Annotated in this window: 12 protein-coding genes; 8 read left to right on the forward strand and 4 right to left on the reverse strand. The window is 62.3% G+C overall.

Annotated elements, in window-relative coordinates; all coding sequences use genetic code 11:
- Nucleotides 1–8: 8 nt before the first annotated feature.
- Complete coding sequence (gene trmD / locus KTR60_RS11990; RefSeq protein ID WP_003942745.1) at nt 9–713, forward strand: tRNA (guanosine(37)-N1)-methyltransferase TrmD; 705 nt, start codon at nt 9–11, stop codon at nt 711–713.
- Here trmD and KTR60_RS11995 read toward each other — a convergent pair.
- Nucleotides 710–1,285, reverse strand: coding sequence for a dihydrofolate reductase family protein (locus KTR60_RS11995; RefSeq protein ID WP_030535433.1), 576 nt, complete (start codon nt 1,283–1,285; stop codon nt 710–712). The genes trmD and KTR60_RS11995 overlap by 4 nt on opposite strands.
- A 68-nt stretch (nt 1,286–1,353) precedes the next feature.
- On the opposite strand from KTR60_RS11995, the gene KTR60_RS12000 reads away from it, so the two are divergent.
- Nucleotides 1,354–1,932 carry a TetR/AcrR family transcriptional regulator gene (locus KTR60_RS12000; RefSeq protein WP_003942695.1) on the forward strand — a complete coding sequence of 193 codons (579 nt, stop codon included), beginning with the start codon at nt 1,354–1,356 and terminating at the stop codon, nt 1,930–1,932.
- Between the two features lie 4 nt (nt 1,933–1,936).
- On the opposite strand, the gene KTR60_RS12005 is transcribed toward KTR60_RS12000, so the two are convergent.
- The gene (locus KTR60_RS12005; protein ID WP_030535434.1) at nt 1,937–2,383 is read right to left on the reverse strand and encodes a GtrA family protein; all 447 of its coding nucleotides are present in this window, start codon (nt 2,381–2,383) and stop codon (nt 1,937–1,939) included.
- Complete coding sequence (locus KTR60_RS12010) at nt 2,380–4,578, reverse strand: hypothetical protein (protein WP_064444658.1); 2,199 nt, start codon at nt 4,576–4,578, stop codon at nt 2,380–2,382. The genes KTR60_RS12005 and KTR60_RS12010 overlap by 4 nt, the downstream gene beginning before the upstream one ends.
- 172 nt (nt 4,579–4,750) lie before the next feature.
- On the opposite strand from KTR60_RS12010, the gene KTR60_RS12015 reads away from it, so the two are divergent.
- Nucleotides 4,751–5,737: a glycosyltransferase gene (locus KTR60_RS12015; RefSeq protein WP_228402174.1), complete on the forward strand. Its 987-nt coding sequence runs from the start codon at nt 4,751–4,753 to the stop codon at nt 5,735–5,737.
- Nucleotides 5,727–6,869, forward strand: coding sequence for a dTDP-4-amino-4,6-dideoxygalactose transaminase (gene rffA / locus KTR60_RS12020; RefSeq protein WP_003942806.1), 1,143 nt, complete (start codon nt 5,727–5,729; stop codon nt 6,867–6,869). The genes KTR60_RS12015 and rffA overlap by 11 nt, the downstream gene beginning before the upstream one ends.
- Nucleotides 6,870–6,895: 26 nt before the next feature.
- On the opposite strand, the gene KTR60_RS12025 is transcribed toward rffA, so the two are convergent.
- Complete coding sequence (locus KTR60_RS12025) at nt 6,896–7,882, reverse strand: serine hydrolase (protein ID WP_007729299.1); 987 nt, start codon at nt 7,880–7,882, stop codon at nt 6,896–6,898.
- Between the two features lie 75 nt (nt 7,883–7,957).
- Here KTR60_RS12025 and KTR60_RS12030 point away from each other — a divergent pair, with 75 nt between their 5' ends.
- The 4 genes from KTR60_RS12030 to lepB all read left to right on the forward strand — a co-directional run bounded on the left by KTR60_RS12030 (nt 7,958) and on the right by lepB (nt 12,579).
- The gene (locus KTR60_RS12030; protein WP_228402175.1) at nt 7,958–10,297 is read left to right on the forward strand and encodes a Tex family protein; all 2,340 of its coding nucleotides are present in this window, start codon (nt 7,958–7,960) and stop codon (nt 10,295–10,297) included.
- A gap of 104 nt (nt 10,298–10,401) precedes the next feature.
- Complete coding sequence (locus KTR60_RS12035) at nt 10,402–11,289, forward strand: hypothetical protein (protein WP_003942742.1); 888 nt, start codon at nt 10,402–10,404, stop codon at nt 11,287–11,289.
- An 89-nt stretch (nt 11,290–11,378) separates the two neighbouring features.
- Nucleotides 11,379–11,720, forward strand: a complete 342-nt coding sequence (gene rplS, locus KTR60_RS12040; protein WP_003942791.1) for a 50S ribosomal protein L19 — start codon at nt 11,379–11,381, stop codon at nt 11,718–11,720.
- A 55-nt stretch (nt 11,721–11,775) separates the two neighbouring features.
- Complete coding sequence (lepB, locus tag KTR60_RS12045) at nt 11,776–12,579, forward strand: signal peptidase I (RefSeq protein ID WP_172403453.1); 804 nt, start codon at nt 11,776–11,778, stop codon at nt 12,577–12,579.
- The last annotated feature ends 8 nt before the right edge of the window (nt 12,580–12,587 follow it).

Consider the following 12,587-nt stretch of genomic DNA (forward strand, 5'->3'; position numbering starts at 1 on the left):
CGCTTGTCATGCGTCTCGATGTAGTCACCATCTTTCCCGAGTATCTCGAACCGCTTCGTGCTGCCTTGCTGGGCAAGGCAATCGAACGTGGCTTGATCTCGGTCGACGTCCACGATCTTCGGTCGTGGACCCATGACGTGCACAAAGCCGTCGACGATTCTCCGTATGGCGGCGGACCCGGCATGGTCATGAAACCCACCGTCTGGGGCCCGGCACTGGACGACGTGATCGGGCGCTCCGATTCTTCCGGCCCCGATGATGCCGAGACCATTCTGGTGGTGCCCACTCCCGCCGGCGTTCCGTTCACCCAGGAGACCGCGCACCGCTGGTCCAACGCCAAGCACCTTGTGTTTGCCTGCGGCCGATACGAAGGTATCGATCAACGGGTTTTCGACGACGCCGCCAAGCGGGTCAGAGTCGAAGAAGTCAGCATCGGCGATTACGTCCTGATCGGCGGCGAAGCAGCCGTGCTGGTGATGGTCGAGGCTGTCGTGCGACTGATGCCCGGCGTTCTCGGCAATCAGCTTTCACACCAAGAGGATTCGTTTTCCGACGGCCTTCTCGAAGGGCCTAGCTACACTCGCCCGGCTGTGTGGCGCGACCTCGAAGTTCCGCCGGTGCTTCTCTCCGGTGATCACGCGAAGATCAAAGCGTGGCGCCATGAGCAGTCGCTGCAGCGCACGGCCGAGCGTCGACCGGATCTTCTTCCTTAGGTATTTCGCTTCAACCAGGTGATGCTTGCGCCGTCGTCGAGCGATTCGGTTGCAGTCGGTGTGAACAGTGTCGGCTCGAAGTTACCTCTGATCATCGGTATGCCTGCGCCGGCGACTACCGGATACCTCTTGATGATCAACTCGTCGATCTCCGGTAGTAGTTCGCCGGCGAGAGTTCCGCCGCCACACAGCCAGATATCTTGTCCTTCTTCCTCTTTGAGAGATCTGACTACCCCAAGCGGATCGGCGCGAACGATGGTGACGGGGGGATCCTCGGCGTCAGGGATGGTTGTGGAGACGACGAACTGACGCAGGTGCGCGAAGGGGCTTCTCACTCCGGCGGCCAGCCCGGGCTCGTAGGAGCCGCGGCCCATGACGACCGTGTCGAAGGTCTTGTTGGGTGCGTCCTCGATTCCGAGAGCGGGCCGCACATGCGTTGGCACGGTTTCAGGATATCGATCGCATATCCAGGCCGTGATCTGTTCGGAGACCGGGAGGAAATCGAATTCGCCACCAGGCCCCGCGATGTATCCGTCGAGGGAAGCTCCCACGTAGTACACAAGCTTTCGCATAAGGCGCTCCCTTCGTAGTACTATGTTTGTAGTGGTTTAATTTAGGGTTGTGTCAGGAGTGATGTCAAGTGCGAAAGAACCCGGAACGCCGGCTTGCCCTGATCGACGCGGCAATCGAGGTGTTGGCCCGAGAGGGTGCTCGAGGCTTGACGTTTCGAGCCGTCGACGCCCAGGCAGCAGTGCCGAACGGGACAGCGTCGAACTACTTCTCCAATCGCGACGACCTGCTCACTCAAGCGGGTGGCCGGATCTACGAGCGACTGATTCCGGAGGACCTCGAAGGGATGATCGATCCCGTCAACGGCACCGATCGTGAGCGCCTGGTGACGCTCATGCTCGACGTGGTCGAGCGCGTCACCTCGTTCGGAACGGGTTTCCTCGCGCTCATGGAGTTGCGACTGGAGGCGACGCGTCGACCGGACCTGCGTGCGGTACTGACCGTCCGCATCCGAGAAGACTTCGATCTGAACGTAGCCAATCATCTGGCGTCGGGCGTGCCGGGTGATGCGATGACCGTTCGCCTGCTCTATTTGTCGCTGAACTGGCTCGCACTGGATCGACTCACATTGCCGAACCTGTTCGGAGAGGAAGATATTCGGACGATCGTCGAGGCAGCGGTGGATCGAGCGCTACCCCGCGAATCGTAGAAGGTCAGTGCCGTTCGGCAGGTTTGCGGCGGAACGAGAAGTATCGATGACCGAAGAAGCTCACACCGGCAACGATCAACATGACAACCGCCTGGGCGGGAAGCGGCGGGGCATGCAGAATCGACACCGCGATTGTTCCGAGTATCAGATTCAGCACCAGGCCACCGGAATTGACGACGATGAACGCTCCCAGGTCGCGTGCCACATGTCCGCGGACGCGGAAAACGAGAGTCCGATGCAGAACGAAAGCGATGAGGACGCTGATGGAGTACGCGCCGATCACAGCCACTTGATACAGATCCTTGTTGTCGAGGATCAGTGTCCAGATCACGAAGAGCACGTATCCGATCGCCGTATTAGCCACTCCGACAATGGCAAATGCGATGGGTTGATGCTTGACCACCCGAAGCAGTGGGCCGGGATTCTCGGGTGATGCGATGTCTTCGGTCATGAAGACTCGGTTTTCACGGTGTTGATCCCGTCCTTGCGTCGGTTCCGCAGATACATCCACTCGAGCACGCCGAGTCCGAGGACTCCGGCGACCATCGAAGCGCCGCCGACCTTCCATCCCGGGGGACGCCACGTCAGGACAAGTTCCGCGTCTTTCGTACCGGCTGGAACGTCCACGGTGACAAAGGACTTCGCGACGACGTCGATCGGGACAGGCTGACCGTCGATGCTCGCCCGATATCCGGGCCAGCCGAGCCGTGCGAACACAACCTTGCCGCCGGTCTCCGAACTGACACGAAGGGTGCTCGACATGTTCGATTCCGCGATCGACGTAGCCTCGACGCCGTGGGCGTCGGCGATGCGTCCGTTGCGTGTCGAGACGGGGCCGTCGACGCGTTCGAGTACCGAGATGTAGTTCTCGTGTCCGGGGTAGTCGACCCATTTCCATCCGTCGGGAGCCGGGTTCTTGCGTGCATCGGGGTAGAGAGCGTTCTGAAGTACGACGCGGTCCACGTTCATCAGGTCGACGATGGTGCGGCCGGTGGTGGGTTCGACGGTGAATGCGCGTCGGAAGGCGTCGGGGCAGACACTCATGTCCCAGCGCATGCAGAGCAGATCACCGAAGTAGAAGTGCCCGTTGGGGGTGTAGCCGCTGGTGTAGGTCAGTTCGAGGTCTTTGGGGTAGTTGCCGAAAGCAAGGGAACCGTACGCTCCGTCGAGGGTCTTGTCCCCGGGGGCGATGAGCGCACGGTCGCCCAGTTGCAGTGTCGTGCCTTCGAAGTCGGGGAAGGCGTCTTTCATCTCCGAGCGGGATTCGGGCAGGTTCCAGCTCATCGGGGTTGGTTGCGCGGCCCGAACCTGGGCGTACGCGATGGGGGAGACCGCGACGATCGCTACGAGGCATGCGAAAGCAGTGCCCTTGGTACGGCCGAGCCAGACCATCGCGGCGCCGAGTGCGGCAACGAGCAGGGCCGAGATCACATGCCATTTCGCGAGCCCGGGAGCTGCCGAGGCTGACCGAATCAGAAGCAGGCCCACGAGGATTCCCGCTGCAACGCAGCGCCCGCGCAACTTGTCGGTCGTGGCGTAACGCCCGAGCAGGATGCACACCAGAAGCAGGAGTCCGATGGCCACCATCGGAAGTACGCGCGCGGGCCACCGCAGTGGGCCGATCGTGCTCGGCCCGGCAGTCCACATGAGGACGGCGACCGTGAAGATCCCGACGGCGGTCAATTCGCGTGCCGCGGCGCGTGCCTTGCCCCAGTCGATGAATGCCAGGGCGGGTATGAGGAACCAGGCGATGTAGACCATGGGCATGGTCTGGATGTATCCCCACCACGAGGTGAACGCGGGCATCGTGCTCGGCAGGCTCGCGTTCAGCGATTCCGACCACGGGACGGCGAGGAATGCATCGTTCTTGACTTCGGATGCACCGCGCCAGGTGACGTCCGCGGTGAGCAGGCTCGGCAGATACGTCGCGAGACCGGCCAGAGCGGCACACGCGGACACCGCCAGAAGCCGCAGTGACGGCAGCCAACGCCGCTGATAGACAACTTCGCCGATTGCGACCGCGCCGATCATCAAGCCGGATTCGACTGCGGGGAAAACATATTGGACCGACATCGCGAGATACAAGAACACGAAGGTCGGGATCGGACCGCTCTTACCTCGGGCGTAGCGGATTGCCGACGCCCACGCCTGAACCATCCAGGCAGTGCCGGTGAAGGCAGTCATCCAACTGGCCGAGTCGAAGAACAGCAGGAAACCGGTGAACGGAATCGAGACGCCGGCGACGGCAGCCCACGTGGGCTTCGAGCCGTACTCGAGGCAGATCCGATAGACGCCGAGTGCAAGGATGATCGCGAAGATCAACTTCACGATCGTCGCGTACAACGCCAGGTTGTCGAAGGACGGTGCGATCAGGTCGATCAGGAGTTGCGGTGGATTGAGAAGGCCTGCTTCCTCGATCGCGTAGTTGCCCGCCATCCAGTTCTCGGGGACGAGCACCGGGAGGTGTCCTTCTCGCAGACTGCGGCCGAGCATGACCCACAGCGGCGCGTATTGGGACTCGGTGTCGTCGGTGTAGAAGTGACGAGCATTCGCGAGCACCACGGCCAGATAACCGGCGATGACACCGATCGCCGTGACGGCGCCCCACTTGTACACGTCTGCCCGGGCGAGAGTGCGAGTTTCCACCACGAGTTCCAGACCTTAACAGGGCAGGTGGGGCGTACGGAGACGCGAGCGCGTCACGCGCCGCCGGCATCCGAAGTCAAGACATCTCTGCGTGTTAAAGTTCGCGACGGTGTGGGCCCGATCGTGCCTGTCTCTCGGCGCCAGTCGAGCCCCCTGAAGGGAGTGGAAGCGAGTGCACTCGATTTCCGTCGTAGTGCCCGTTTATCAGGGCGAAAAGACGATCACGGCGCTCGTCGAGGAGTTGGACGGCCTGGGCACACCGAGTGCGACGCCCGGTGGTGCGCAGTTCTCCGTCGACGAGATCGTGCTGGTTCACGACAACGGCCCGGACCGCTCCGACGTCGTGTTACTCGAATTGGAGCGCCGTTTCGAGCAGGTGCGTGTCGTGTGGCTCAGCCGCAACTACGGCCAGGACGCGGCGACCATCGCCGGCATGGCCGCTGCAACTGGACAGTGGATCGTGACGATGGACGAGGACGGCCAGCACGACCCGGTGCACATCGGGGCTTTCCTCGACACCGCGCTGACGGAGCGATCCGATCTCGTGTATTCCAAACCCACGAACACACGCCCGCACGGATTCTTGCGGAACCTGACCTCGCGCGGCGCAAAGATCGTCTTGGCGACGGTATTCGCGTTCCCTGATTCGACGAGATTCGAAAGTTATCGCCTGATCCGCGGTGACATCGGCCGACAGTTGGCCGGCGTCGCGGCCAACGGCGTGTATCTGGACGTTGCGCTGACGTGGGTTGTCGGTAACACGGCCACGGCGCCGGTGACACTTCGAGCCGAAGGCCGCGAAGAATCCGGGTACAACTACCGCCGTTTGTTCTCGTTGTTCTGGAAGATGGTGTTGTGTAGCGGAACACGCGGTCTGCGGCTGGTCAGCCTGCTCGGAGTCACCCTGGCGTCGGCCGGCGTGATCATGGCCGCGGTGATCTTCATCGGGGCCATGACCGGCGACAACGATGATCCCGAAGGATGGGCGTCGATCATCATGGCGCTGCTGGTCTGTTCGGGTGCGATTCTGTTCTCGCTCGGGCTCATTGCCGAATATCTCGGTGTGGCACTGCACGTCCTTGTCGGAAAGCCGCTGTATCTGACTGTCGACTCCCCGCGGCCCGGAACCTCGATCGATCGGCGTAGTCGTGAGCACTGATCGCATCATCTTCTCCCGCCCCTATCGGGCATCGAACGAATTGTCGAATCTGGCAACGGTTCTGGAGTCCGACCACATTCACGGTGACGGACGTTTCACCAAGTCCGCGACTGCAGCGCTCAAGGCGATCACCGGATCCACGCATGCTCTGCTGACCACCTCGTGCACGCATGCACTCGAATTGGGTGCGCTGCTGCTCGAATTGGGCCCGGGCGACGAGGTAATAGTTCCGAGCTTCGCGTTCAGTTCGGCGGCGACCGCCGTCGCGTTGCGCGGGGCCACTGTTGTTTTCGTCGACATCGATCCGAGTACCGGCAACATCGACCCGGCGTGCGTCGCGGCGGCGATCACCGAACGCACCAAAGCTGTACTGGTCATGCATTACGGCGGAGTCGCCGCGGACATGGAACCTCTCCTCGACCTCGCGGAACTCCACGGCGTTGCGTTGATCGAAGACAACGCTCACGGGCTCGGCGGAAAGTGGCGCGGGCGCTCGCTCGGCACCATCGGAACAATCGGAACGCAGAGTTTTCACGACACCAAGAACGTTCACTGCGGTGAGGGCGGCGCGCTGTTGCTCTCCGACGATCAGTTGATGACTCGCGCCGAAATCATCCGTGAGAAGGGGACCGACCGTGCGCGTTTCCTGCGCGGGCAGGTCGACAAGTATTCGTGGCAGGACATCGGGTCGAGTTATCTGCCCAGTGAACTCAATGCCGCCGTCCTCGACGCACAACTCTCCGAGTTCGACGCGATTCAGGCGGCGAGGCATCGCGTCTGGGACGCCTACAGCGTGAGTCTGGGCGAGTGGGCGGCCGCGAACGGTGTCGTGCCCATGGCGGTGCCCGATGATCGCGAGCACACTGCGCACCTGTTCTATCTCAAGATGCCGACCGAAGAGAGCCGTGACGGCTTGATTCGGCACCTTGCCGGTGACGGAATCGTGGCGCCGTTCCACTACGTTCCGCTCGATACGAGTGCGGCCGGTGTGCGCTACGGACGAACACCGCAGCCGTGCGTGCGTAGTGCCGAGTTCTCCGCGTCGATCCTTCGACTGCCGCTGTGGCCCATGCTCACATTCGAACAACAGGACCGTGTCATCGGTTCGGTGCTCGAGTACAAGCAGGCTTGAGGACGAACACGACCGCGTGGATCGAATCAGGGCCCGGAAGCTTCGGGCATCGCCGAATCCGCGGTCGTGGATGCCGCTGCCCAGTCGTCGATGCTTCCGCTCGGGAAGAGAATCTGCGTGACGCCGGTGACCGTGTCGCGAGCGTGCAATGCACTTTCGTCGTCGACGGCATCGGTGAACGAGGTGTCGGGATAGAAGCTGTCCTCATCCGTGTACTGGACGTCTTCTCGCGAACCGATTGCGATGATGTATCGGTTGTCGTCACCGACGATGCCGGTGGACAGATGGATCCACTTGTCCTCGACACAGCACATCCAGCCCTGTTTGACTCCTATGACGGGCTCGCCGAACAAGGCCTCGGGCAGGCCGAATCTCTGGTCGTAACCGTCGGTTCCTTCGGGAGTGGATTGCCGCAGGTACTCGACGAACTGCTCGACCCGTTCAGGTCCGAGTTGATCGGAGTCGTCGAGGACACCGCTGTAGAAGGTGACCAGGTCACGTGTCGTGGTCTCGGTGTTCCACCACATTCCGTCCCAGGGCGGCGTCGTCGCGGTCAGTGCGTAACGCTCGGCGACGCGGGTGATCACCTCTTGGCCGCCGACCTCGTCCCACAGGAGGTTGGCTGCGGTGTCGTCGGAGGATTCGAGCATCGCCGCCATGAGGGTGCGATCGTCGTCCGTGATGGGTCGCTCACCGCGCGCATCCTGATGAAGTAGATCCTCGGCGATGAAAAGTTTTGCCACCGAGGCTGTTTCGATCTGCTGGTCACCGGCGACGTCGAGGTACTTGTCCGAGGAGCGGTCGAGGATGGCGATGGAGACGTCCGCACCACGCCCGAGCGCAGCCACCTGAGCCTGTCCCAGACGGCCGTCGAGGGTCTCGGCTACCGGAACATTGGTGTCGGGAAAGGCGGGGGTCTGCATCGGATCATCCGGGTTCTGTCCACCGCTGCACGAAGCCGCAAAAGTAACTGCGGCCACCATTGCGGCAATCCGGACGTACCGCGTACTCATTTGTTTCCCCCGGTAGCCCTGACACGGCACTGTTGCCGATCTTCTTGTCTCAGGATAGCGGTAGGGTCGGATCTCGTGATTCTCAAGACCGTGAACCAGCGCATTGCCGAGGAACTCGACGTCCGCGAAGGCCAGGTTGCAGCAGCAGTCGACCTTCTCGACGGCGGAGCCACGGTGCCCTTCATCGCCCGGTACCGCAAGGAAGTCACCGGCACGCTCGACGACGCCCAGCTGCGACTCCTGGACGAGCGGCTGCGGTATCTCCGCGAGCTCGACGACCGTCGTGACGCCGTGCTCACGGAGATCGACTCTCAGGGCAAACTCGACGATCAACTGCGCGGTCAGATCATGCTGGCCGAGACGAAAGCGCGGCTGGAGGACATCTACCTCCCCTTCAAGCCGAAGCGGCGCACCAAGGCGCAGATCGCCCGCGAGGCCGGCCACGAGCCCGTCGCCGATGCTCTCATCGGAGATCCCACCACCGATCCCGCGAAGTATTCGGACGAGCAGCTCGACGGTGCCCGGTCGATCCTCGTCGAGCGCTTCGCCGAGGACGCCGATCTGGTCGGTGAATTGCGTGAGCTGATGTGGAATCGCGGCCAGGTCGTCTCCTCGGTCCGCAAGGGCAAGGAAACCGATGGCTCGAAGTTTGCTGACTACTTCGAGTTCTCGGAACCGTTCTCCAAATTGCCCTCGCACCGCATCCTCGCCGTCCTGCGCGGCGAGAAGGAAGAAGTGCTGTCGCTCAACATGGCGGCAGACACCGAAGAACTCGCGCCGGGGGAGCGCACGGTCTACGAAGGCCGCATCGCGTCGCGGTTCGAGATCGCCGACCGTGGTCGGGCCGCCGACGGGTGGCTTCTCGACACCGTCAAGTGGGCGTGGAAGACGAAGTTCGCCGTCACGCTCGGTATCGACACTCGGATGCGTCTGCGGCAGTCGGCCGAAAAGGACGCCGTCGACGTCTTCGCCACCAACCTCAAGGATCTACTCCTCGCAGCTCCCGCCGGCGCCCGACCCACCATGGGACTCGACCCCGGATTCCGCACCGGAACGAAGGTTGCCGTCGTCGACGGAACCGGCAAAGTTGTTGCCTACGAGACGATTTACCCGCACCAGCCGCAGAACAAGTGGGACGCGGCTCTCGCGACGCTTGCCGGACTGGTCGCCGAACACGGCGTCGAACTGATCGCCATCGGCAACGGCACGGCCTCACGCGAGACCGACACGCTCGCTACCGAACTGATCAAGAAGACCGGCGCGCCCAACCTGACCAAGATCGTCGTCTCCGAGGCAGGCGCATCGGTGTACTCGGCTTCGGCCTACGCGTCGCAGGAACTTCCCGACCTCGACGTCTCGATTCGCGGTGCGGTGTCCATTGCGCGTCGCTTGCAGGATCCGTTGGCGGAGTTGGTCAAGATCGATCCCAAGTCCATCGGCGTCGGTCAGTACCAGCACGACATCACCGAATCGCTGCTCTCGCGTTCCCTCGACGCCGTCGTCGAGGATGCCGTCAACTCGGTCGGCGTCGACGTCAACACCGCGTCCGTGCCGCTGCTTGCTCGGGTGTCCGGAATTGCAGGATCCCTTGCAGAGAGCATCGTCGCGCATCGGGACCAGAACGGTCCGTTCAAATCCCGCAAGGGTCTCAAGGATGTCTCCCGCCTGGGACCCAAGGCATTCGAGCAGTGCGCAGGCTTCCTGCGGATCACCGACGGCGACGACCCTCTCGACGCGTCGAGCGTCCACCCGGAGGCATATCCGGTGGTTCGCAAGATCGTTGCGAGTGCAGGCGGGGACGTGCGCACCGTGATCGGAAACTCGCAGGCACTTCGATCGGTCAAGGCGTCCGACTACGTCGACGAGCGATTCGGTCTACCGACCGTCACCGACATCATCTCCGAGTTGGAGAAGCCGGGACGAGATCCACGACCCGAATTCAAGACCGCAACCTTTGCCGCAGGTATCGAGAAGGTCGCGCATCTCAAGCCCGGCATGACTCTCGAAGGCGTGGTCACCAACGTCGCAGCCTTCGGTGCCTTCGTCGACATCGGAGTTCATCAGGACGGTCTGGTTCACGTCTCGGCGATGTCACACAACTTCGTCAAGGACCCACGCGAGGTCGTCAAGTCAGGTGACGTCGTCAAGGTGAAGGTCCTCGAAGTGGACGAGGCACGCCAACGCATCGGGCTGACGCTTCGTCTCGACGACGAGGTGGGAGCGTCCCGCAAGTCCGAAGGCCAGCGAGGTGGGCAACCTCAGCGGCAGGGCCAGCCGCAGGGCCAGCGTCAGGGGCAGGGTCAGCAACGAGGAAATGGCGGACGCCAGGGCGGACGCGAGCAGCGACCGGACAACCGCGCGCCTGCTGCCGGGTCGATGGCCGACGCTCTGCGCAAGGCGGGCTTCGGCAAGTAAATCCGTCCGCCGGGTTTTCGAAGTCCGTATCGTCACAATCGAGTCGGTTGGCGGTATGAATCCGATCAGGGTCGGATCATGAATTCGGTGAAGGGAGGACAGTGATGCGGGAGTGGCTCGAGCGCGAGATCATCGCCCATGGCCGATTGCCGTTGCTGTTCTTCCTGCTCGGGTTCCTGTCCGCCTTCCTTTTCATCCGCCTCAGCGTCCGGATGATTCGCGCGCAAGTGAAATGGTGGCCGGGCAACATCGCGCCCGGAGGCCAGCATGTGCATCACGTCGTGTTCGGTGTGATCGCCATGATGATCTCCGGTGGTGCGTTGATCGCGGTCTACGTCGATGGTTCGCAGACCACCGGTGCCGTCCTGGCGGCGATCTTCGGTATGGGTGCTGCGTTGGTGCTCGACGAGTTCGCACTGATCTTCTATCTGAAGGATGTGTACTGGTCCGAACAAGGTCGGACCTCGGTGGATGCGGTCTTCGTCGCGATCGCCGTGACCGGCCTGGTGCTGCTGGGTTTCCGCCCGCTCGAACTTCTCGACGTCGCCGGATTCCGTGAAGAACGCGATCCGTGGATCAAGTTGGTCTTCGTTTTCGTCGCGTTGATCAACTTCGCCTTGGCAGCCATCGTGATTCTCAAGGGGAAGATCTGGACGGGGCTCGTCGGTCTGTTCGTTTTCCCGTTGCTGGTAATCGGAGCGGTCCGCCTGAGCCGGCCGGGTGCACCGTGGGCTCGCTGGCGGTACACGCGCAAGCCGAAACGGATGAACCGCGCGCTCGAACGCGAACGGAAATGGCGTCGGCCCGTCATCCGGGCCAAGATCTACGTCCAGGATCTGATAGCCGGATCGCCGAGCGTCGAACATGCGATGACCGCGGCCGAGCAGGAACTGGACCACACCATCCACGCAGCTCCGCCGCCACCGATTTCCCCGCTGGTATCCGCGTCTGGCACAATGGACGGGTTGCCTGGACCAGGCAGCAGCACTTGATCTGGGCACGAACCAGACGAGCGCCGTTTCGGGAGACCGAAACGCGTGCCGCTCGGTTCCTCTGCTCCTGCGAAATACAAGGATGACATATGAACACCCTGGACTTCCTGGACAAAAAGTCGCTCCGCGACGACATCCCCGAGTTCCGTCCCGGCGACACGCTCAACGTGAACGTCAAGGTTATCGAAGGCTCCAAGGAGCGCGTGCAGGTCTTCAAGGGCGTCGTTATTCGTCGCCAGGGCGGCGGCGTTCGCGAGACCTTCACCGTCCGTAAGGTCTCCTTCGGCGTCGGCGTCGAGCGCACCTTCCCGGTTCACAGCCCCACGCTGGCCTCCATCGAGGTTCTGACCCGCGGTGACGTCCGTCGCGCCAAGCTGTACTACCTCCGTGAGCTTCGTGGCAAGAAGGCGAAGATCAAGGAAAAGCGCTGATCTTTCCGATGAGCCCGGCACCGCGTACGCGCGGTGTCGGGCTAATCTGGTTTCTGTGGCAGATTCTTCGAAGGAGCAGGCATTGTCGTCCGGACCCGAGAATCACGAGGGATCAAGCGGTTCCGCGGAACCGACCTCACATCGGCCGCAGAAGAAACAGCGATCGTTTCTGCGAGAACTCCCTGTTCTGATCGGCGTAGCGCTGGTACTCAGCATCGTCCTTCAGGCATTTGTCTTCAGAGTTTTTCTCATCCCATCCGAGTCGATGGAACCGACACTGCACGGCTGTGCGGGATGTACCGGTGACCGCATCGTGGTGGAGAAGATCGGATACCGCTTCGGCGATCCGGAACCCGGCGACGTCGTCGTCTTCAAGGGACCCGATTCGTGGAACACGAAATATGTGTCCAATCGGTCCGACAACGTTGTCGTCCGCGGCATTCAAGAGGTCGGTTCGTGGGTCGGCCTCGTTCCGCCGGACGAGAACGACTTGGTCAAGCGAGTGATCGCTACCGGCGGCCAGACCGTCGAATGCTGCGACGAGCAGGGCCGAGTCCTGGTCGACGGCAAGCCGCTCGACGAGCCGTACATCAAGATGGATTTCCCGTTCACTCCGGGAACGCAAACGTGTGACACCGAATTGAAGTCGGGCCGCTGCTTCGGACCGATCACCGTTCCCGAGGGCCACGTGTGGGTCATGGGTGACAACCGCAGCAATTCCGCCGACTCGCGCTACCACGTCGACGACGAGTTCCAGGGAACCGTCCCGATCGACAACATCATCGGTCAAGCTCGTTTCATCGTTCTTCCCCCGTCGCGAATGGGCGGCATCGATGCGCCTGATATTCAGGGCAACTGAGTTGTCGG

The sequence above is a fragment of the Rhodococcus sp. C1 genome, assembly GCF_020809065.1.
GTDB classification, from domain to species: Bacteria; Actinomycetota; Actinomycetes; order Mycobacteriales; family Mycobacteriaceae; genus Rhodococcus_F; species Rhodococcus_F qingshengii.